19 protein-coding genes are annotated in these 21,679 nt (G+C 63.4%); 12 read left to right on the forward strand and 7 right to left on the reverse strand.

From position 1 onward, the window contains the following. Window positions 1–25: 25 nt before the first annotated feature. A complete protein-coding gene (locus NKJ57_RS09890) occupies window positions 26–496 on the forward strand; it encodes a MarR family winged helix-turn-helix transcriptional regulator (RefSeq protein WP_023694717.1) in 471 nt (156 codons plus the stop codon). A gap of 10 nt (window positions 497–506) precedes the next feature. Here NKJ57_RS09890 and NKJ57_RS09895 read toward each other — a convergent pair whose 3' ends face one another. Beyond that, a complete protein-coding gene (locus tag NKJ57_RS09895) occupies window positions 507–1,370 on the reverse strand; it encodes an AraC family transcriptional regulator (protein ID WP_023711333.1) in 864 nt (287 codons plus the stop codon). A 46-nt stretch (window positions 1,371–1,416) separates the two neighbouring features. Here NKJ57_RS09895 and NKJ57_RS09900 point away from each other — a divergent pair, with 46 nt between their 5' ends. Further along, window positions 1,417–1,824 carry a DUF2000 family protein gene (locus NKJ57_RS09900; protein WP_023683511.1) on the forward strand — a complete coding sequence of 136 codons (408 nt, stop codon included), beginning with the start codon at window positions 1,417–1,419 and terminating at the stop codon, window positions 1,822–1,824. On the opposite strand, the gene NKJ57_RS09905 is transcribed toward NKJ57_RS09900, so the two are convergent. Continuing rightward, window positions 1,821–2,609: an alpha/beta fold hydrolase gene (locus NKJ57_RS09905; RefSeq protein WP_352510584.1), complete on the reverse strand. Its 789-nt coding sequence runs from the start codon at window positions 2,607–2,609 to the stop codon at window positions 1,821–1,823. The genes NKJ57_RS09900 and NKJ57_RS09905 overlap by 4 nt on opposite strands. A 128-nt stretch (window positions 2,610–2,737) precedes the next feature. Here NKJ57_RS09905 and NKJ57_RS09910 point away from each other — a divergent pair, with 128 nt between their 5' ends. From NKJ57_RS09910 to NKJ57_RS09930, 5 genes are all read left to right on the forward strand, one after another. After that, a complete protein-coding gene (locus tag NKJ57_RS09910) occupies window positions 2,738–3,640 on the forward strand; it encodes a LysR family transcriptional regulator (protein WP_352510585.1) in 903 nt (300 codons plus the stop codon). Between the two features lie 182 nt (window positions 3,641–3,822). Further along, on the forward strand, window positions 3,823–4,707 hold the full coding sequence (locus NKJ57_RS09915; RefSeq protein ID WP_352510586.1) for a DMT family transporter: 885 nt from the start codon (window positions 3,823–3,825) through the stop codon (window positions 4,705–4,707). A 65-nt stretch (window positions 4,708–4,772) separates the two neighbouring features. Next, the gene (locus NKJ57_RS09920; RefSeq protein ID WP_023671355.1) at window positions 4,773–5,795 is read left to right on the forward strand and encodes a LacI family DNA-binding transcriptional regulator; all 1,023 of its coding nucleotides are present in this window, start codon (window positions 4,773–4,775) and stop codon (window positions 5,793–5,795) included. Next, window positions 5,792–6,775: a 2-hydroxyacid dehydrogenase gene (locus NKJ57_RS09925; RefSeq protein WP_352510587.1), complete on the forward strand. Its 984-nt coding sequence runs from the start codon at window positions 5,792–5,794 to the stop codon at window positions 6,773–6,775. The genes NKJ57_RS09920 and NKJ57_RS09925 overlap by 4 nt, the downstream gene beginning before the upstream one ends. Window positions 6,776–6,857: 82 nt before the next feature. After that, window positions 6,858–7,268 (forward strand): hypothetical protein, encoded by a 411-nt coding sequence (locus NKJ57_RS09930; RefSeq protein ID WP_352510588.1) that lies wholly within the window; start codon window positions 6,858–6,860, stop codon window positions 7,266–7,268. A gap of 10 nt (window positions 7,269–7,278) precedes the next feature. Here NKJ57_RS09930 and NKJ57_RS09935 read toward each other — a convergent pair whose 3' ends face one another. Continuing rightward, on the reverse strand, window positions 7,279–8,052 hold the full coding sequence (locus tag NKJ57_RS09935; RefSeq protein ID WP_023725934.1) for a gamma-glutamyl-gamma-aminobutyrate hydrolase family protein: 774 nt from the start codon (window positions 8,050–8,052) through the stop codon (window positions 7,279–7,281). Between the two features lie 294 nt (window positions 8,053–8,346). Here NKJ57_RS09935 and NKJ57_RS09940 point away from each other — a divergent pair, with 294 nt between their 5' ends. Continuing rightward, window positions 8,347–9,456, forward strand: coding sequence for a TRAP transporter substrate-binding protein (locus tag NKJ57_RS09940; protein WP_023671351.1), 1,110 nt, complete (start codon window positions 8,347–8,349; stop codon window positions 9,454–9,456). A 251-nt stretch (window positions 9,457–9,707) separates the two neighbouring features. Here NKJ57_RS09940 and NKJ57_RS09945 read toward each other — a convergent pair whose 3' ends face one another. The 4 genes from NKJ57_RS09945 to NKJ57_RS09960 form a co-directional block, all read right to left on the reverse strand. After that, window positions 9,708–10,736 (reverse strand): zinc-dependent alcohol dehydrogenase family protein, encoded by a 1,029-nt coding sequence (locus NKJ57_RS09945; RefSeq protein ID WP_352510589.1) that lies wholly within the window; start codon window positions 10,734–10,736, stop codon window positions 9,708–9,710. 33 nt (window positions 10,737–10,769) lie between these two features. Next, the gene (locus NKJ57_RS09950; protein WP_352510590.1) at window positions 10,770–12,548 is read right to left on the reverse strand and encodes a TRAP transporter large permease; all 1,779 of its coding nucleotides are present in this window, start codon (window positions 12,546–12,548) and stop codon (window positions 10,770–10,772) included. Beyond that, complete coding sequence (locus NKJ57_RS09955; protein WP_352510591.1) at window positions 12,545–13,150, reverse strand: TRAP transporter small permease subunit; 606 nt, start codon at window positions 13,148–13,150, stop codon at window positions 12,545–12,547. The genes NKJ57_RS09950 and NKJ57_RS09955 overlap by 4 nt, the downstream gene beginning before the upstream one ends. A gap of 197 nt (window positions 13,151–13,347) precedes the next feature. Beyond that, a complete protein-coding gene (locus NKJ57_RS09960; protein ID WP_352510592.1) occupies window positions 13,348–14,253 on the reverse strand; it encodes a branched-chain amino acid ABC transporter permease in 906 nt (301 codons plus the stop codon). An 89-nt stretch (window positions 14,254–14,342) separates the two neighbouring features. On the opposite strand from NKJ57_RS09960, the gene NKJ57_RS09965 reads away from it, so the two are divergent. From NKJ57_RS09965 to NKJ57_RS09980, 4 genes are all read left to right on the forward strand, one after another. Continuing rightward, window positions 14,343–14,951, forward strand: a complete 609-nt coding sequence (locus NKJ57_RS09965; RefSeq protein ID WP_352510593.1) for a CGNR zinc finger domain-containing protein — start codon at window positions 14,343–14,345, stop codon at window positions 14,949–14,951. Then, window positions 14,944–15,474, forward strand: a complete 531-nt coding sequence (locus tag NKJ57_RS09970; RefSeq protein ID WP_023694704.1) for a hypothetical protein — start codon at window positions 14,944–14,946, stop codon at window positions 15,472–15,474. Before NKJ57_RS09965 ends, NKJ57_RS09970 begins: the two co-directional genes overlap by 8 nt. Window positions 15,475–15,695: 221 nt before the next feature. Continuing rightward, complete coding sequence (locus tag NKJ57_RS09975; RefSeq protein WP_352510594.1) at window positions 15,696–19,166, forward strand: indolepyruvate ferredoxin oxidoreductase family protein; 3,471 nt, start codon at window positions 15,696–15,698, stop codon at window positions 19,164–19,166. Between the two features lie 112 nt (window positions 19,167–19,278). Continuing rightward, window positions 19,279–21,621 carry a putative bifunctional diguanylate cyclase/phosphodiesterase gene (locus NKJ57_RS09980; RefSeq protein WP_031196397.1) on the forward strand — a complete coding sequence of 781 codons (2,343 nt, stop codon included), beginning with the start codon at window positions 19,279–19,281 and terminating at the stop codon, window positions 21,619–21,621. Window positions 21,622–21,679 lie beyond the last annotated feature (58 nt).

Below are 21,679 nucleotides of genomic sequence, written 5' to 3' on the forward strand. Positions count from 1 at the left end.
CCGGTACGGCCGAAGAGGGATCACCATGGCCAAGGCGGACAAGACTGCAACGATGAGCCGGCTGCATTCGGCGGCAAGGCTGGCAAGGACCGCGCTGGCGGCGCGGCTTCTGGCGCACGGCTTCTATGCCGGCCAGGACCAGATCATGCTGACGCTCGACCGCGAGGACGGCCAGACGCCCGGCAATCTCGCCGGCCGCCTGGGCGTGCGCCCGCCTACCATCACCAAGACCATAAACCGGCTGCAGGCCCAGGGCTTTTTGGAAAAGCGCGCCTCTTCCGCGGATGCACGCCAGGCGCATATCTTTCTCACCGACACCGGCCGCGAGATCATCCACGCCATCGAGAAGTCGGTGAAGAAGACCGAAAAGCAGGCCTTGAAGGGCCTCGACAAGAAAGAACAGAAGACGCTGTTCAAGCTGCTCGCCCGCATCGAGGCCAATTTGTCGAACGAGGAGCTGGTGCTCGTCGACGACGACGCCGACATCGACGATTGATCTTCCTGACCTAGGCGGCTACCGAAGGCCCGCGCACCAGGGTCGACCAGCGGCCGGGCGTCAGGCCGAATGCTTTCTTGAAATGCCTGTTGAAATGGCTCTGGTCGCTGAAGCCGGCGCCAACGGCAATCTCGGCCAGCGGCTCGCCCACCTCGATCATCCGTCTTGCCTTTTGCAGCCGGCGCATCAGCAGGAACCGATGCGGGCTGGTGGAATAGGTCGCGCGAAAATGGCGTGACAGCGCATAGCGGTCGAGCCCGGTGACGGCTTCCAGCTCATCGGAACGAACGGACCGCTCGGCATTCTCCTCGAGATAGCCGCGCGCCAGCGCTGCCGCACGCGAGGCCGACTTCCCCATCGGCTTTGCTTTCTGTCCCGCATGACGCCCCAGATGCTGCGCCAGCTCCGCAACGAAATCGGCGACGAACAGCTCGTCCAGTTCCTCATCGAGCGGCGCCAAGGCCGAAAGCAGCGTGCCGCGCAAGGCAGGATCGCTGACCACAGCATCCCTGACGAAAGGCAGCGGCGCGCCGTCGAGGCAGTCGAGCAGCAGAGACGGTTCCAGATAGAGGATCCGGTAGCGCAGACCATCCTCGGTCCCGGCGCCGCCATCGTGCACTTCGTCGGGATGCAGCACGATAACCTGGCCGGGCAGGCTGTGGTTGACAGTGCCCCTGTAGTGGAAGCGCTGCACACCGGAAAGCGTCACGCCGACGGCAAGCGTATCATGACGGTGCAGGTCGAAGGCGTTGCCATGGAAATGCGCCTCGATGCGCTCGATGCCAGCGGTAACAGGCGCCGAGACGATCCGGTCTTCATCCGCGCACGAACGTTCAAGACCCTGCGTCGCCTCACCTTCTAGATCGTGCGTCATCACCTATCCCTGCCCTTCATGGGCGTGCTCCGGAGTTCTCATTTTGGTGTTCGATACGAAATTTGCAATCGTGCTGCGGGACGATCTCGCCGTCTGGCAAAAGCTCAACGTCGCCGCCTTCCTGACCAGCGGCATCGTCGCGCAATTCCCCGCCATTATCGGCGAACCCTACCGCGACCGCGCCGGCAACCTTTACAATCCTCTGTCGATCCAGCCGGTCATCGTGCTTTCGGCCGATGGGCCGACGCTCAACTCCATCCACCGGAAGGCGCTGGAGCGGGGCGTGACGGGGTCAGCCTATGTCGAGGAGATGTTTGCCACCGGCTTCGATGCGGCCAACCGCGCGGTCTTCGCCGAGTTCGGGCCTGAGGACGCCAAGATCGTCGGCATCGCGCTGCGTGCCGACAAGAAACTCGTCGACAAGATCACCAAGGGCGCCCGCATGCACGCCTAATTCAGCAGGAAGCGTGTAACGGCGCTCATGAATTCAGTCGGCCGCTCGACGTTCAGCATATGGACGCCCGGAAGCAGTGTAAGCGTGGCGCCGGGGATGCTGGCTGCGATCCCCTCGCTGTGGCTTGCCAGCGTTACCTTGTCGTCTTCTCCACCGATCACCAGGGTGGGCGCGGTAATGAGGGAGACAGTCCGGCGCAGATCGCAATCGCGTACGGCGGCGAAGCATCCCGCGAGACCTTGGGGCGGCGTCGCCAGGACCATCGCGCGGAACGCGTCGACGGTTTCGTTTGGGCCGGCAAGCATCGAGGCGGGAAACCAGTTGTGCATGAACATGTCCGCGGTGGCCGACATGTTGCTCGCTGCAAGGACAGTCCTGATCTGCTCATCAAAGTAAGAAGCCGGCCCGAGATGCGGCGAGGTGTTGGAAAGGATGAGACGCTCGATGCGCTCCGAGGCATGGATACCCAGCCACTGCCCTACGAAGCCGCCCAGCGACAGCCCGCAGAAATGCACGCGGGCGATTTGAAGCGCATCCAGCAGCTCAAGGACGTCGCGGCCCAGCCGATCAAGCGAATAGGCTCCGGCCGGAGCATCGGAACTGCCGTGGCCGCGCAGATCATAGCGCAGCACCCGGAAAGATCCGGCAAGTTCCGCTAGCTGCCGGTCCCACATATGCAGGTTCGTCGCAATGGAATTCGAGAGCACAAGCACAGGGCCGGCCCCCGCCAGCTGATAGGCGATCCGGCAGCCGTCGCCCGCCGTAAAATAAAGCGTGTCAGTCATCTGGTCCTCATCTCACCCTGGCGAAAGGAGTTCGATGCTCCCGCCGCCCTTTGAATGAGCCACCCTAGGCCTCTTAATTATCCAGGAAAATTACTATGATTGGACGATCTCAGTAGGTTTTTACGATAATGAATGGTCTGAAACTCCACGACTTACGGTGCTTTGACGCCGTGGCAAGCGAGGGCAGCTTCCAGGCGGCCGCCCTTGCCTTGAACCGATCGCATCCATCCGTCTTCGCCGCTGTCGCACGCCTCGAGCAGTTGCTCGGGCTCACACTTCTCGACCGCAGCGGATATCGGGTGGGGCTGACGGAGGCGGGCCGCGAGTTTCACGCGCGAGCGCAGCTGACATTGCGCGAGCTCGACCATCTGCGAACCTATGCGGGCCAGTTGGCGAGCGGCGAGGAGACGGTCCTGCGTGTCGTCATGGGTGATCTCTGCCCGCGACCGCAAATCCTGCCTATGCTCAGCGGCTTCTTTGCCGAACGCACCGGGACACGCCTGCACCTGGAGTACGAGGCGGTCGGCGGTCCGCTCGAACGGTTGATGGAAGGCGAGGCTGACCTCATCTTCCATCGCGCGGATCCTTCCGATCCGCATCTCGAGCGGATCCATCTCTGCGCGGTGCCCCTCGTGCCGGTGGTGGCGCCTGGGTTCCTTCCGTTCGCGCCTGGCCGCGAGATTGCGCCGGAGCAGATGCGGCCCTTCACCCAGTGCGTGATCCGCGACACGGCGCGGCGGCCGTCGCCGGAGAGCTATTTCCTCGTCGACGGTGCGCATCAGTGCTCGGTGCCGGATCATCTGATGAAGAAGGAACTGATCCTTCACGGACTGGCCTGGGGCCATCTGCCGGCATGGCTGATCGAGGACGAACTGCGGGATAGGAGGCTGATCTCGATCGCTGGTGCACATCTGCCCGGCCGGACGGAGACCCTGGCGGCGGTGCGCCGGCGCGACCGACCGCATGGACCCGTCGCCCAGGCGTTGTGGCTTCATCTCCAGGCGCAAGTGGCATCCGGCGAGGCGCTTTAGCCGGCATAGGATCGGCCCGCGCTGAGCCTGCGCGCGGCTCCTGTTGTGCCAGTCGCTTTTGGCTTGCCGGGCGCTGGAGATTGCCGCAAAGGTTAAGCGTTGATCCTCCCTGCCCGGCCTGACATTTGAACGTTCCCGCAAGATCAGACGAAAGCGCAACGCCGCCCGCGGCGATGCTGTTCATGCTTTCCACCTATGTCTTTTTCACCTTTCTCGACACATCGAGCAAATATCTGGTGCTGGCCGGCGTCTCGGCGCTGATCGTCGCCTGGGCCCGCTTCACCGTCCATGTCCTGCTTGTCGGCGTTTTTCTGCGCGGCTGGCGCGAGCCGTCGCGCTTCCGCGCCAACAATCTGTCGGCCCACATCCTGCGCGGCGGACTGCTGTTCGGCTCGACCATGTGCAACGTCATGGCGCTCAAGACACTGCAATTGGCCGAGACCACCTCGATCTACTTCTTCGGCCCGATGGTGATCACCGCCCTTGCCGGTCCGCTGCTCGGCGAATGGGCGGGCTGGCGGCGCTGGCTGGCGATCCTGACGGGTTTTGTCGGCGTGCTGGTCATCACAAGGCCGGGCGTCGGCGTTTTCGGTGTCGGCCACCTCTTCGCGCTCGGCTCCATGCTGTCGAACTGTTTTTACGTCATCATGACGCGCCGCATGTCGGCCAGCGAAAGCTCGGAAAGCCTGATCCTGTTTTCGGCGCTGGCGCCGGCCGTGCTCCTTTTGCCGATGCTGCCGTTCTCGCATCAGCTGCCGCAGGATGGCTGGCATTGGGTCATCCTGGTGATGCTGGGCGTGTTTGGCGCCGGCGGCCACTGGCTTCTGGTGCAGGCCTATCGCCTGGCAACCACCACGGCGCTGGCGCCGTATCCCTATTCGCAGATGGTCTGGATGATCCTGTCCGGCTGGATCATCTTCCACCAGTTCCCCGACCGCTGGACGCTGGTGGGTGCTGCCATCATCGTCGCCAGCGGCCTTTACATCATCCATCGCGAGCACCGTTTGCGGCTGCGCAATCGCACGACCGTCGATATAGAGGCGGAGGCTCTGGCGAAAAAACTTTGATTTGCTCCGAATCCGATGGCATAACGCCGCATTTAAAAAATTTAAAAAACTCGGGGAGCGAAGGGCTGGCACAAAAGATCAAGCTTTCGACGATCGCGGATGCGCTTGGCGTGTCCACGGCCACCGTCTCCCTCGCCTTGCGCGACAGCCCGCTGGTCGCAGGCGCCACGCGTGACCGCATCAAGGAACATGCGCGGGCCATCGGGTATATCTACAACCGCCGCGCCGCCTCACTGCGCACCTCGCGCTCAGGCATTGTCGGCGTCGTTGTGCACGACATCATGAACCCGTTCTTCGCCGAGATCCTGCGCTCGATCGAAAGCGAACTCGATCGCAGCCGGCAGACCTTCATCCTGTCCAACCATTATGACCAGTTGGAAAAGCAACGCACCTTCATCGATACGCTGCTGCAACTCGGCGCCGACGGCGTCATCATGTCCCCGGCCATCGGCACGCCGGCTTCCGACATCGTCATGGCCGAGGAAAACGGCCTGCCTGCGGTGCTGATCGCACGCAGCGTGGAAGGCGCCGACGTGCCGGTGTTTCGTGGTGACGATGCCTATGGCACGGCACTTGCCACCAATCATCTGATCTCGCTCGGGCACAAGCGCATCGCCATGATCGGCGGCACCGACCAGACCTCGACCGGGCGCGACCGCTACCAGGGCTATCTCAACGCCATGGAGGCCGCCGGGCTTGAGGTCAGGCCATCCTGGCGCATCGCCGGGCCGCGCACCAAGCAGGGCGGATTCGAGGCGGCTGGACAGTTTTTGGCGCTTAAAGACAAGCCAACCGCCGCTTGCTGCTGGAATGATCTGGTCGCCATCGGCCTGATGAACGGCATTGCCCGCGCCGGCCTGGTGCCGGGCGCCGACATCTCGGTCACCGGCTATGACGATCTCGAGGAGGCGGCAATCGCGACACCGGCGCTCACCACGGTCTGGAATGGCCAGCGCGAGGTCGGCCGCCGTGCCGCCAGCGCGCTGCTCGACAAATTGAACGGACAGGCGGTACGGCCGTCACAGGAACTGATCAAGCCGGAACTGCATGTGCGCCAGTCGACCGGCAAGCCGGTGGAGCGTGCATGACCAAGACTGATGCGTTGCAGACCGTCGCCGTTCTGGTGCCGGGACATTTCAACGACCATGCGGTCGAGCGCATCGACCGCACCTTCAAGCGGGTCAAGATAGAGCGCGCCGATCCCGCCCTGGTCACCGACGAGATGCGCCATGACGTGCGCGCCATTGCGTCCTTCGCCGGCGTCAATGCGGCATTGATGGATGCATTGCCCAACCTCGAACTCATCGCCTCCTTCGGCGTCGGCTATGATTCGGTCGATGCCGGCCATGCGGCCAAGAAAAACATCATGGTCACCAACACCCCCGATGTTTTGACCGAGGAGGTCGCCGACACCACGATCGGCCTTTTGCTCAACACCGTGCGTGAACTTTACAACGCCGAGAAATGGCTGCGCGACGGCAGTTGGGTGAAGAAGGGCAACTATCCCCTGAGCCGGCTGACCTTGCGCGGTCGGCATGTCGGCATTTTCGGCATGGGCCGCATCGGCCTTGCCATTGCGCGCCGGCTGGAAGCGTTCGGGCTGCCGGTGGCCTACCACAACAGGCGCAAGGTCGAAGGTCTGGCTTATGAATACCACCCGACGCTGAAGGGCCTTGCCGAAGCGGTCGATACGCTGATTTCCGTAGTGCCGGGCGGCGCTTCCACGGAGAAGGCGGTCAATGCCGAAATCCTGGCGGCGCTTGGCGCCAACGGCGTTTTCGTCAACATCGGCCGTGGCAGCACGGTCGACGAGGCAGACCTCGCCGCAGCGCTTGCCAACGGCACCATCGCCGCGGCCGGGCTCGATGTTTTCGCCGATGAACCGAATGTGCCCAAGGCTTTGCTGGAGGCGCCAAACACCTCGCTTTTGCCCCATGTCGGCTCGGCCTCGCACCATACGCGCCGGGCCATGGCGGATCTGTGCGTCGACAATCTGGTATCCTGGTTCAGCGAGCGCCGGCCACTGACCCCGGTGCCTGAGACGGCGCAAGTCAAGCCACGAACCTGAGCGGCTCTCTGCCACACTCGTTAACGTTGACTTAACGCTTTGGAATCATTCTGCATCTGCGCCGGGGGGCGCGGAGTGCAAGATGACGAAACTTCCGGCATTGATTGCGGCAGCGGCACTTTTCGCCGGCTTTCAGCTGTTTCACGGCGGCAGCAGTGAAAGTTCGGCCAATGAAGCAAGGCCGGCAACCACCTTCAGGCTGGTCGCCAATGGCGACGAAGGCGACTGCGCGGTTAGCCGCGGCGCCGCGATTGACGATGGCCTGTCGCTGTTGACCTTGGCGCCGAGTTGCCGCGGATTGCTGCCGGGGATCGAGCGGGCAAAATTCTGGCGAGAGGGCGAGGACGGCACGATCGCGTTCAGCGCCGACGGCACCGACCCGATCGTCACCTTCTCGGTTGCGGATGGCGACGGCTACGAATCCTACGCTCCGGCCACGCCGCTGCTGTCGCTGGCGACAACCGGCGAACGGGATCAATCCGCCGGCAATTGATCGTCGGGATTTATTCCGCCGCCGCCCGTGCACCGGCTTTCGCCGCCGCATGCAGGCGCACCGCATCGCCGAAAGCGCGGAAGATCTTGGCCGAGTTGCCGTCCGACTTGACCCAGTATTCGGGGTGCCATTGCACGCCGACGGCGAAGGCGCGGGCGTCCTTCACCGAAACCGCCTCCACCGTGCCGTCGCCGGCAACCGCCTCGACCTGCAGCTTCGAGCCGAGCCGGTCGATGCCTTGGCGGTGCAGCGAGTTGACCTTGATGTCGCCGGCGCCGAATACACCGGCCAGGCAACTGCCCGGCTTGATCGAAATGGTCTGGTGAATGGCGAAACGTTCGTCCTGATTGTCGCTCACCGGCGCGCGATGGTCCAGCGAACCTTCGCGCTCCTGGATCTCGGTGCCAAGCGTGCCGCCTAGCGCCACGTTCAACTCCTGGATGCCGCGGCAGATGGCAAGCAGCGGCACGCCGCGCTCGATCGCCTTGCAGATCAACGGCAGCGTGGTGGAATCGCGCGCCGGGTCGTAGGGGCCGTTGGCCTCGCTGGCGTCGCCGCCATAGAGCGAGGGATGCACGTTGGACTTTGAGCCGGTGACCATGACACCATCGACCGAGGACAACAGCTCGTCGAAATCGAGCCGGTCGCCGAAGGACGGCACCAAAAGCGGGAACACGCCGGCGCCGGAAAGTGCTGCCTCGATATATTGCTGCGGGACGGCATGCCAGGTGTAGTTGTCGAACTGACGGACGTCGGTCGATATGGCGACGAGCGGCTGGTGCATTTTGGGTCCGGATTCCATTTGGCGCGAAGCGAATAGCTATTGTGCCTGCAAAATAGGCGATCCGAAGGCGCTTTTCCATGGCAAGTTTCGCCATCTCGCATGGGCCACGCGGCGAACGTTAGACTATAGTTGCAGGCTGGCCGGCCGGCCCGCGGATTTGTCGCCAGCGCCGCCGTCAAATCCCGCCACCATGCTGGACTCGACCTTTTGCCCGTGTATTGTTTCGGGCAAATCGATACCGGACGTGAGGAGATGTCCCTGATATCGGTTGTTGGTCCAATAGGGAGGAACTGCATGGATCGTCGTTCATTCATCCGCAAGGCCGGGGTCACCGGCGTGGGCGCAGCGGCGGCTGCCGCTACGCTAGCCGCACCGGCAATCGCCCAGTCCAATCCGAAAGTGACGTGGCGGTTGGCGTCATCCTTTCCCAAGTCACTCGATACGATCTATGGCGGCGCCGAAGTCTTCTCCAAGATGCTGTCTGAGGCGACGGACGGCAATTTCCAGGTCCAGGTCTTCGCCTCCGGCGAACTTGTGCCCGGCCTGCAGGCCGCCGACGCCACCACTGCCGGCACTGTCGAGGCCTGCCACACGGTGTCATACTATTATTGGGGCAAGGACCCGACATGGGCGCTCGGTGCGGCGGTGCCGTTCTCGCTCAACGCGCGCGGCATGAACGCCTGGCACTATCATGGCGGCGGCATCGATCTGTTCAACGAGTTTCTTGCCACGCAGGGTCTTTTCGGCCTGCCCGGCGGCAACACCGGCGTGCAGATGGGCGGCTGGTTCCGCAAGGAGATCAACACCGTCGCCGACCTGTCCGGCCTCAAGATGCGCATCGGCGGCTTTGCCGGCAAAGTGGTGCAGAAGCTCGGCGTCGTGCCGCAGCAGATCGCCGGTGGCGACATCTATCCGGCGCTGGAAAAAGGCACGATCGACGCCGCCGAATGGGTCGGCCCCTATGACGACGAGAAGCTCGGCTTCTACAAGGTCGCGCCCTACTACTATTATCCCGGCTGGTGGGAAGGCGGCCCGACCGTCCATCTCTTGTTCAACAAGGCCAAGTACGAGGAGCTGTCGCCCGCCTACAAGTCGCTTGTGCACACCGCCGCGCAGGCGGCGGACGCCAACATGCTGCAGAAATACGATTTTCTCAATCCTGCGGCGGTGAAGCGGCTGGTGGCCGGCGGCGCGAAATTGCGCCCGTTCAGCCAGGACATCATGGCCGCCTGTTTCGAGAAGGCCAATGAGGTCTACACCGAAATGGAAGCCACCAACGCACCGTTCAAGAAGATCTGGGACTCGATCAAGGGCTTCCGCAAGGAGCACTATCTGTGGGCGCAGGTGGCCGAGTACAATTACGACACCTTCATGATGGTCCAGCAGCGCAACGGCAAACTGTAGGCTGGGATCTGTCCCTTCTCCCCGTCACTATACGGGGAGAAGGTCCCGGCAGGTGGATGAGGGGCGGCGCAAACTTCGGCGATTGATCGCCTTGGGCTTGGTAGCCGCCCCGAAATTATAGGCTATCTTTCCAAGCGTTGACGCTGCACCTCACCTGCCTGCCGGCATCCTCTCCCCGTATAGTGACGGGGAGAGGGACGCGGTCATCGTCGTTTCGCCAATCGCCAACGTCGCAGGATTGAGGCTGCCCTTCATTCCCTGCCCGGCACCACCAACACCTTGACCTCGCCGGGGGCGGCCGGGTTGGCGATCACCGAGGCGGCTTCCTCCAGGCCGACCTGCCTTGAGATGAGCTTGTCGATCTCGATTGCGCCGGACGCGACAAGGTCCGCTGCCCGCCTGTGGGTGAAGGGATTGATGAACGAGCCGAGAACCTTCAGCTCGCGAAACAGGATGTCGAACGGTTCGAAGGGCACTTTCACGCCTTGCGGCATCACGCCGACGATCACCACCGTGCCGCCGGACTTCGCCAGCCTCACCGATTGTTCGACGGTATCGGGGACACCGGCGCATTCGAGCACCACGTCGGCCCCGCCGGGCACAAGGCCGGCTGGGCCGGCGATCGCCTCGATCGGGTCGACCGCGCTTGGGTCGACCGTCGCCGTTGCACCGAGCTCTTCGGCGAGCGCACGGCGGGAGGCCTGCCGCGTCGACAGGATGATGGTCGCCGCTCCTGCGAGCCTCGCCAATTGCACGGTAAGCAGGCCGATGACGCCGCCACCAAGCACCACGACGGCAGCGCCAGGCCTGATGCCGGCGAGGTCGACAGCGTGCAGGCAGCAGGCCAGCGGCTCGCAGAAGGCGCCATGCGTTGGCTTGAGGTTCGCAGGCAGAAGGAAGGCCTGGCTCTGCGGCATCACGACGTAGTCGGCGAAGCCGCCGTCGCGGTGGATGCCGATAGCCCTGAGATTGCTGCACAAGTTCACCCGGCCGGCCCGACAATGACTGCAGCGCCCGCAGAAGATGTTGGGATCGCCGGTAACACGGTCGCCGACGGCGATGCCGGAAACCGCGTCTCCAACGGCCTCGACGATGCCGCAGAATTCGTGACCAAGCGTCACCGGCGGGCTCGAAGGGAATTCGCCGTGGAGGAGGTGACGGTCGGTGCCGCAAACGCCGCAGGCTTCGACGCGCACCAGAACGTCCTGCAGTCCCGCAATAGGCTTGTCGACCTCCCGTAGCGCAATGCTGCCCACGGCTTCCAGGCGCACGGCTCTCATGACATCCTCACTCAGGTTCTCAGTGTTCACACATCAGTTGAAGTTCGGCGGCTGCGACAGGTCGGTCGCCGGCGCCGCCGGCTTGGCGGGCGGCGTCTCGCCGAAATTCGGCGGCTGCGAGAGATCGTTCGACGGTGGCGCCGCGGGTGACGCGCCACCGTTGGCTGGTGGTGGTGTGCCGAGAGGCGCAAGGCCCGGCATATCAGGCAAGTTGATCTCGATCGCTCCCGGATCGACGGCCGCACCCTTGTAGCGCATGACCATTTGCGGGAAGGCGATGGTCAGCCCGATCATGATCACCTGGATGCATACGAAGGGCACGGCGCCCCAATAGATCTGGCCGGTGGTCACCGGCGCGATCTGCTTGCCGGTGAGGCGATCGAGATAGGGCACGCGCGCGGCGACAGAGCGCAGGTAGAACAGCGCAAAGCCGAAAGGCGGGTGCATGAAGCTTGTCTGCATGTTGACGCCGAGCAGCACGCCGAACCAGATCAGGTCGATGCCGAGCTTATCGGCAGCCGGCGCCAAGAGCGGTACGATGATGAAGGCGAGCTCGAAGAAGTCGAGGAAGAAGGCGAGCACGAAGACCAGGATGTTGACGCCGATCAGGAAGCCGACTTCGCCGCCCGGCAGCGACGTCAACAAATGCTCGACCCAGACGTGGCCGTTGACGCCGTAGAAGGTCAGCGAGAACACCCGCGCGCCGATCAGGATGAACAGCACGAAGGAGGAAAGCCTGGTGGTCGACGCGAGCGCCTGTTTGATGACATCCAGCGACAACCGCCCCTTCATTGCCGCCATCGCCAGGGCGCCAACCGCGCCCATGGCGCCGCCCTCCGTCGGGGTGGCGATGCCGAGGAAGATGGTGCCCAGCACCAGGAAGATCAGCGCCAGAGGCGGGATCAAAACGATGATCACCTGCTGGGCCAACCTGGACATCATGTTGATGTTCAGGCCCTTGTCGGCGATCGCCACGATATAGATCAGGATCACCCCGATGCTGGCGCCAAGGATATCGGCATTGTCGCCATGCGCCGGCGCAAGGTAGCGATAGGCCGCATAGGAAGCCGCGACTGCCACCAGCAGTGCCGCGAGCAGCGACAGCACGCCGTGGCCAAGCGTGCGGGCCGCCAGCGGCAACGCCGGCATCGAGTTCGGCCGGACGATCGACATGATCAGGATGTAGAGCGTGTAAAGGCCGGTCAGCACCAGGCCGGGGATCAGCGCGCCGGCATACATGTCGCCGACCGAACGGCCGAGCTGGTCGGCCAGAACGATCAGCACCAGCGACGGCGGGATGATCTGGGCGAGTGTGCCGGATGCCGCGATGACGCCCGACGCCAGTCGTCGGTCATAGCCGTAGCGCAGCATGATCGGCAGCGAGATCAGGCCCATGGCGATGACCGAAGCCGCGACCACGCCCGTGGTAGCGGCAAGCAGCGCGCCGACGAAAATCACCGCATAGGCAAGGCCGCCGCGAACCGGGCCGAACAGCTGGCCGATCGTGTCGAGCAGGTCCTCGGCCATGCCCGATCGTTCCAGCACGATGCCCATGAAGGTGAAGAACGGGATTGCCAAGAGCGTGTCGTTCGACATCACCCGGCTGCCGTAGAAATTGTCGGGCAGCGCATGCAGCAGCGGCCACGCCAGGTTGATCGAGCCGCCCGAATAGGGCGACAGCACGACGCCGATGAAGAAGAACATCAGGCCGTTTGCGGCGAGTGAAAAAGCGACGGGATAGCCGATCAGCAGGAAGATGATCAGCGAAGCGAACATGATCGGCGCCATGTTCTGGGCGATGAACTCGATCATGGGCGCGCCTCCTGGGCGAGCGCCTTGGCCTCTTCAGCAAGGGCTTTAGCCTCGAGCTCGGCCTGTTCGTGCACCGAGATGAACGGATTGGGATCGTCCATGTCGCCGCGCATGATGGCGATCTTCTTGATGATCTCGGAGATGCCTTGCAGCGCCAGCAGGAAGAAGCCGACGAGCAGGATTGCCTTGGCCGGCCAGATGATCAGGCCGCCGGAATTGTTCGACATTTCGCCGCTGCGGAACGACAGCGACACGTAGGGGACAAAATAGATCACCATCAGCGTCACGAACGGCATCAGGAACAAGACATGACCGAGCAGGTCGATCCAGTGCTGCACGCGGCGCGACCACATGCCGTAGACGATGTCGATGCGGATATGGTCGTTCTGTTTCAGCGTGTAGGCGGCGGCCAGCATGAAGGCGGCGCCGAACAGATACCACTGCAGTTCCAGCCAGGCGTTCGACGAGACGTCGAAGACCTTGCGGATGATGGCATTGGCGGCGCTGACCAGGATTGCCAGCAGGATCAGCCACGATATCCACCGGCCGATGAACTCGTTCATACGGTCGATCGTTCTGGATAGAGCGAGCAGCCCTGCCATGCATTTCCTCCCTGAGGTCGAAGGCGCGCCGGCTCCCCTATTTTCCGTCGCGCCGCTGTGGCCCAACGGTATGCCGTGCGTGGTTCGGCGGGTCAACATGGCATGGGCGCGATCAACGCCGTCGTGACGGGAGGCAGGGGATAAGTGCCGACCGGCTGCTGCGTCATGCAACCAAAGTCTGACAGCGGATGCGGCGATCAGGCGATCTTCTGCTGGTCGCGGCCGGGACCGATCAGCACAAGTGCCGCGACCAGGAACAGATACATCCAGCCATCGCGCCATTCGATCGGGAAATAGCCGGCCCATAGCGACTCCGTCATGCCGAAGGCGGCCGCACCGAGCGCGGCCCGAGGCGGAGAGAGATAGCCGCCCACCGCCGTCACGAACAGGATTTTCAGCCCGTAGACGAGGCCGGAGCCGAAGCTGACATTGCCGTAGTAAAGGGCGGCCATGATTCCGGCCAGCGCGGCGCAGAAACCGCCGAACAGCACCGCATGCCGGAACACTGCGCGCACGTCCACGCCGCACATGGCAGCCGCTTTGGGATCGTCGGAGACGGCGCGCCAACGGCGACCGAAGCCCGAGCGGGCAAACGCCCATGCAGCGAGCATGATGGCCGCCAGAACCACCGCGCAATCGATGAGCTGGATCAGCGTCAGCGTCGCCTGGAAGCCGGCATCCTGAGCGAAGACAATGGGTTGCGCCAGCATAGGCGGCAGCCACCAGTCATGCGTGTCGGCGGCGATACGGCTTGCTTCCGACAGCACCAGCAGGATGCCGAGCGTCGTCACCACAATGGCATTGGGCGTGCGGTCGGCCAGCGGTTCGAAGACGCTGCGCGACAGCACGTGGCCGATCAGCACGGCATAAAGGAAAGCCGTGACGACGCCGAGCACCACTGCCGCCAGCAAGGTCAGCCACAATACCTGATAGCCGAAGGCCACGGTCAGGATCATCGTCTGGCCGCAAAAGGCGAACAGCGCGCCATAGGCGAGATTGGTCCGGTGCAGGATGCCGTTGGTCAGCACGTAGCCGAAGGCAAGCAGCGCATAGAGCGCGCCGGAATGCAGCCCGTTCAGCACCTGCTGGAAGAAATAGAGCATAGACAGCTTTCCGGGCGCTGGAGCCCGCGCCAATGTTTGCATCGTAGAATCTAACTTGTCAAATGCGGTTTATCGGTTAGATTTCTGATATGACGGTATCTTGGACCCCGCATCGCTTCACCGGCGGCATTCTTGCGCTCGATACGGCCAACACCGTGGTGTTGCGCAACGATCCGGAAAAGACCTTCGACCGTTTTGACGATCCGGCCGAGATCGCGCGCTTCGCCGATGCCGCAAGCGGCTTTCGCGGTGCCGAGCTTGGCGGCAGACCGCTGGAGGCGACCTCGCCGGACAGGATCGCCCCGGTGGTGCTGGCGATCCGCGAGACGACCGACCGCCTGTTTCGCGGCGCGGTGTCGAAAGGTGCGCTTGCCGCCGGCGACCTCGCCGCTTTTCTCAAGGCCTGCGCCAACGGCCTTGATCGGAGCCCTGCCGAAATCGGCGCACCGGGTAGACCGTTCGGCGATCCATCGAAGCCGATCGCGTTCGAGGCGGCGCTGGCGGTTTCGGCCTTGTCGCTGCTGCGCGACGACACGGTCGCCAGGCTCAGGATCTGTCCCAATTGCAGCTGGCTGTTCGTCGACAGGAGCCGCAATTCCAGCCGCCTTTGGTGCGATATGGCTGTGTGCGGCAACCGCCAGAAAGCAAGCCGTCACTATCGCCGCCGCACGGCGGCACATGAGGTCAACAATGCTTAGGGTTGTTTTTCGTTCAATCCTTGTCGGTGCTGCGCTCATTGCAGCCGTTGCGCTTGGCGCCTGCCGCGACACCGGCGGCGACGGCAAGCTGTTCGAGGTTTCCGGCAAGGTCGTCGTCTTCAACTACCGTCTCGCCCGGGCGACCTATGTCGTGACGCTGCGGCCCCTGCAGCCGATGGGCGAAGGCCAGGTGGCGGTCGCCAGTTTCCAGAATCCGGCCGGCGGCCCTCCCCTGGTAGTCGAGCAGAAGGTCTGGCCGAAGCTCGACAAGGTCAGCCTGGAGAGCCCGGCGCTCACCTGCATCGTCAAGGACAAACCCTATGCGATCTCCATCAGCATCAGGGGTCCTGACGGCACGTTCCTGCAGAAGATCGACACGACGCTGATGTCGAGCGAGGACCAGTCGATCCTTCCCGACCGGCCGCTGGTGGTCGACCAGCTCTATACGGCCAATCCCGATCTTGCCGGCCATCCCGACGGCAAGCTGCCGGGTGAGCCGAAGCCGGATTGCTCGAAAGGCTGACGCGTCTTTGCCGGGCGCGACTGCGTGGAAATTTTCGGTCGCCGGACAACCGCCGCGGACCGATTTCGTGCCGGATACGCGACGGCAGCGGATCGTTCGTTGCGCTTTGCCTGGCACTTTCGATTTCGTTTGACCTGCCTTGCAAGCGGAGAAAGACTGCGCCATCTCACTCCTACGTTGGCTGCGCGCCCCCGGTGCTGTCTCCGCAGAGGAAATGCCTGATGACGCTGCACGACGTCGCGCTCGACGACAAGTTCGATCTTGGCAAGGAGCGCATCTTCCTGTCCGGCGCACAGGCGGTCATCCGCATGCTTGTGATGCAGCGCGAGCGCGACCGCCGGGCCGGCCTCAACACGGCCGGCTTCGTGTCCGGTTATCGCGGCTCGCCGCTCGGCGGCCTCGATATGCAGCTGTGGCGGGCGAAAAAGCAGCTGGCGCAGGCCGACATCGTCTTCCAGCCCGGCCTCAACGAGGAGCTTGCCGCCACCGCCTGCTGGGGCTCTCAGCAGACGGAATTAATGGGCGAAGGCAAGCATGACGGGGTGTTTTCGGTCTGGTACGGCAAGGGACCGGGCGTCGACCGCTCCGGCGACGTTTTCCGCCACGCCAACCTCGCGGGATCGTCGAAGCATGGCGGCGTGCTTGCGCTGATGGGCGACGACCATATGGCCGAATCATCGACCAATGCGCACGCCACCGAATTCCTGTTCGTCGACACCATGGTGCCGATCCTCAACCCGGCCGGCGTTCAGGAGATCATCGACTACGGCCTCTACGGCTTTGCCATGTCGCGCTTCGCCGGCACCTGGGCGGCTATCAAATGCGTCAAGGACAACATCGAATCCACGGCCTCCGTCGATGCCGCGCTCGAGCGCCTGAACATCGTCGTGCCGGAGTTCGATATGCCGCCCGGCGGCCTCAACATCCGCGATGAGATCGACATGCTCGGCCAGGAGGAGCGGCTGCATGAATACAAGCGCGCCGCTGCATCCGCCTTCATCCATGCCAACGGCCTGAACCGCATCGTCTATTCGGGCGGCCGCGCGCCGAAGCTCGGTATCATCACGCTGGGCAAGAGCTATCTCGATGTCCGCCAGGCGCTGGAAGACATCGGCATCGACGAGGCCGCCGCCAACCGCATCGGCATCCGCCTGTTCAAGGTCGGCTGCCCCTGGCCGCTCGACCTGCAGCATATCGCCGAATTCGCCCGCGGCCTCGACACCATCGTCGTCGTCGAGGAGAAGCGCTCGCTGATCGAGGTGCAGCTGCGCGAAAACCTCTACGGCACCGCCACGCGGCCGACGATCGTCGGCAAGAAGGACGAGCGCGGCGACTGGCTGTTCCCGGCCAAGGGCGCGCTTGACCCCAACGAGATCGCCATTGCGCTGGGCGAGCGCATCCTGCGCACAATCGGCCCTTCGGAAGAGATCACTGGCAAGGTGGCAAAGCTGCGCCAGTTCCAGGCGATGCTTGCCGACACCAGCGATATCGGTTCGCGCACGCCGTTCTTCTGCTCCGGCTGCCCGCACAATTCCTCGACCAAGGTGCCGGACGGCTCGATCGCCGCCGCCGGTATCGGCTGCCATTTCATGGCGCTGTGGATGGACCGCAACACGGTCGGCTTCACCGCCATGGGCGGCGAGGGCGCACAATGGGTCGGCCAGGCGCCATTTTCGAAGCGTGGCCACATTTTCCAGAATCTTGGCGACGGCACCTACAATCACTCCGGCACGCTGGCGATCCGCTTCGCGCTGTCGACCGATGCCAACATCACCTACAAGATCCTCTACAACGACGCCGTCGCCATGACCGGCGGCCAGCCGCATGAAGGCGGCCTGACTGTCGACATGATCGCCAGGCAGGTGCGCGCCGAAGGCGTCGAGCGCATCGCCATCGTCACCGACGAGCCGGAGAAATATGCGGGGAAGGCCGAATTCCCCTCCGGCGCCACCATCCACCACCGCGACGACCTCGACCTCGTCCAGCGCGAGCTGCGCGACGTCAAGGGCGTCTCGGTGCTGCTCTACGACCAGACCTGCGCCGCCGAAAAGCGCCGCCGCCGCAAGCGCGGCACCTTCCCGGATCCCGACAAGCGGGTCTTCATCAACGAACTGGTCTGCGAGGGCTGCGGCGATTGCGGCGTGCAATCGAACTGCGTCTCGATCCAGCCGGCCGAAACCGAGTTCGGCCGCAAGCGCAGAATAGACCAGTCGAGCTGCAACAAGGACTTCTCCTGCGTCAACGGCTTCTGCCCGTCCTTCGTCACCGTGCACGGCGCCAAGATCAGGAAGGCCGAAGGCATTGCCGGGCGCTCCGACCCGCTTGACGGCGTGCCGGTGCCGGCCGAATTCCCGCTCGGTAGCGAGGGTTGGGCGGCGATCATCGACGGTGTCGGCGGCACCGGCGTCGTCACCATAGGTGCTGTGCTCGGCATGGCCGCCCATCTCGAGGACAAGGGCTGCGGCATGATCGACATGGCCGGCCTCGCCCAGAAGGGCGGCTCGGTGTTCACCCATGTCCGCATCGCCCGCACTCAGGACGACATCCACGCGATCCGCGTTTCGGCCGGCAAGGCGGACCTGGTGCTCGGCTGCGACCTCGTCGTCTCGGGCGCCAAGAAGGTGCTGGCCGCAGTGCGCGAAGGCCATACCATCTTCCTCGCCAACACCGCCGAGATCATGCCCGGCGAATTCGCCCGTTCGGCCGATTTCTCGCTGCCGATCGAGCGCCTGAAGAAGGCGATCCGTGCTGCCGCCGGCGAAGACAAGACGCATTTCTTCGACGCCACGCGCACCGCCACCCAATTGTTCGGCAATTCACTCGGCGCCAATATGTTCATGCTCGGCTTCGCCTTCCAGAATGGCGGGCTGCCGCTGTCGGCGCAAGCCGTTGAAAAAGCAATCGAATTAAACGGCGAGGCGGTGGCGATGAACATCGCCGCCTTCCGCTGGGGCCGGCGCGCCGCGCATCAGCCGGAGTTTGTGCGCGGCCTCGTCGCCCAGCCGGGCAAGGCCACTGAGATCGCCAAGACGCTGGACGATATCATCGCCCGCCGCGTCGCTTTCCTCTCTGCCTATCAGAATGCCGCCTATGGCAGGCGCTATGCCGAGAAGCTGGCGGTTTTGCGTGCTGCCGAGGCCAAGGCCGTGCCTGACTCGACCGCGGTGACCGAGGCCGCCGCCAGAAACCTGTTCAAGCTGATGGCGATCAAGGACGAATATGAGGTGGCGCGGCTATACACCGACGGCTCCTTCGCTATGGAGCTCTCAAAACAGTTCCAGAGCTACGACAAACTCGAATTTCATCTGGCGCCACCGATCATGGGCAGGCGCGGCAATGACGGCAAGCCGAGGAAATCGAGCTTCGGCCCGTGGATGATGAAGGGATTTCGCCTGCTGGCGGCGCTGAAAGGCCTGCGCGGCACGGCCTTCGACGTGTTCGGCTACAGCACTGAGCGGCGCATGGAGCGGCAGCTTCTGGCCCGCTATGAGGCCGATCTGGAGCTTGTCGCCAAGGCACTTGCGCCAGGCAGGATCGAGGCCGCCATCGCCCTTGCCTCGGTGCCGGCGCTCATTCGCGGCTACGGCCATGTCAGGCAAGCCAGCGCCGAAAAGGCAGAGGGCGAGCGCACAAGGCTTGTCGAGCGGCTGGCCAACACGCCGGCGCGGCCTGAACTTCAGGCCGCCGAGTGATCGATACGCCTTGTTTACCTGAACACGAATTTTCGCGGTTTACGCCGATGGAGCCGACTTGACGCCAGGCGTCGGAACGGCATCTCTAAACCTTTCTTAAGGCGAATGTGACATGACTGCGGTTCGTGCGACACCGCAGGCCATGCAAGAAAACAAAGCCGCAGAGATAGGTGAGGACGTCTATGCTGGGTTCGTGCGATCGTTGTTCAACGATCCCGGGATCCTGCTGATTGGCGCATTTTGCCATGGCCTCATCGGCATTCTGGTTTATTTTACCTCGGGGCATCCGGCCTATCTTGCATTGGCCGCGCTTATGCTTGCGGCGGGGCTTTACCGTTACTACGGCATCCGCAAAGGCCTGCGCATAGGCAGTTTCGAAACTTATGAACAAGCCAAGAAGTGGGAACGCTACTACCTGGTTGGCGGCACCATCCAGGCTTTCTTCATGGGGCTTTTCTGCTTCACCTCAATCTATCTCATTCCCGATGTCTTCGGGGAAAGTGCCGCCATCGCCGTCATAATGGGCTCGACGGTGACCATTGTCGGCCGCAATTACGGCTCCAAGACCATGGTTGCGGTGCAGGCCTTCACGGTCGTGCTGCCGATCGCGGTCGGGCTGATGCTCAAGGGACATCTCGGCGATTTCATCCTCGGCCTCTACATAGTGCCGTTCATCTTCATCATCACCCGGATGGCCAGCCACGTCCGCACCGTGCTGTTCAACGCCATTTCGGAGCGCAAGACGGCCGCCAGGCTCGCCGAGCGCTTCAACCGCGCGCTCAACACCATGTCGCATGGCCTGGTCATGCTCGGCCCCGACGGCAAGGTCGTGGTCGGCAATGCCGAAGCCGCGCATCTGATGTCGCTGCGCTCGCCCGACCAGCTGCTCGGGCGGTCGATCCATTCGCTGCTCCTGCGCGGCGTTGCGGGCGGCATGCTGGCGCCGAAAGACTGTCGTTATGTCGAAGCGCAGCTGACGCGCGCCTTGCGCGAGGGCCGCGACCGCAAGGTGCTGGTCTCCTTCTCCAATGGCCAGCACTATGAGTTCTCGGCCCGCGAAGGCAATCAGGATCTCGGTGTCATCACCTTCGAGGACGTCACCGCCCGCGTCGAGGCTGAGGAAAAAATCCGCTTCATGGCGCGCTATGACAGCCTTACCGGCCTGCCGAACCGCGCGTATTTCCATGAGCTGGTCGGTGAAGCCATGGCGTCGGGCAGCCGCGACCGCCTGTGCGCCCTGGCGGTGCTCGATCTCGACGATTTCAAGAGCGTCAACGACACCCTCGGCCATCCGGTCGGCGACGGACTTATCTATGCCGTTGCCGAGCGACTGGCGGCCGTCGCCGGGCAAGGCGTCAATGTCAGCCGCTTCGGCGGCGACGAGTTCATGATCTTCTTCGACCGCGTCGAGGATGAAAGCCATCTGACGGGCCTGCTCGACCAGATCTTTGCCGATCTGCAGGGCGAGGTCGACGTCGCAGGCCACGGTCTGCGCATCCAGGCAAGCGCGGGCGCCGTGCTGTCCAGGGTCGACGACACCGATGTCGACGCCATGATCGTCAAGGCCGATCTGGCGCTCTACAAGGCCAAGGAACTCGGCAAGAACAACTGGCGGCTGTTCGAGGCAGCGATGGATGCGGCGTTCCGCAACCGCCAGCTGATGAAGGCCGATCTGCGCACGGCGGTCGAAGGCAAGGCGCTGCGGGTGGTCTATCAGCCGATCGTGGCGATGAACACCATGCGCATCGCCAGTTGCGAGGCGCTGTGCCGCTGGGATCATCCCGATCTCGGGCCGGTTTCGCCCAGCATCTTCATTCCGCTGGCCGAAGAAATGGGCATCATTTCCGAGATCAGCACTTTTGTGCTCGCGGCTGCCTGCGCCGAATGCGCTAAATGGCCCGCACAGACCAGCGTCTCGGTCAACCTTTCGGCCAAGGATTTCCGCAACCGCGACGTTGTCCAGAAGGTTCGCGACGCGCTTGCCACTTCGGGGCTCGCCGCCGGCCGCCTCGAGATCGAAGTCACCGAAACCGCACTGCTCGACGACAAATCGCTAACGCGCCAGTATATCGAGGAACTTAAGCAGCTTGGCGTGCGCATTGCGCTCGACGATTTCGGCACCGGCTATTCAAGCCTGAGCTACCTCCACAAGCTGCCGCTCGACAAGATCAAGATCGACCGTTCGTTCCTGATGGACGTGACCCAGAACAAGCGTTCGCTCGACTTGTTGAAGGGCATCGTCGACCTGACCCGCGTGCTCGGGCTGACCGTCACCATCGAAGGTGTGGAAACCTTCGAACAGCTGAAGATCCTGGTGCATTCGGTCAAGCCGGACCTCGTCCAGGGCTTCCTGTTTGGCGCAGCACTCAGTGCCTCGGGCATAGAGACCATGTCCAACGTGACCTGGCCTTTCGCCGCCGAGCTGCGGCCGGCGGCAAAACTCGCCACGCCCTGACCCGTCATTAAATTGCGCTTGAAAAGCCCGTCTAAAAAGCGTTGTATTGTCTAGGCGT

Source organism: Mesorhizobium sp. M0077 (assembly GCF_040322955.1).
Lineage (GTDB): Bacteria > Pseudomonadota > Alphaproteobacteria > Rhizobiales > Rhizobiaceae > Mesorhizobium.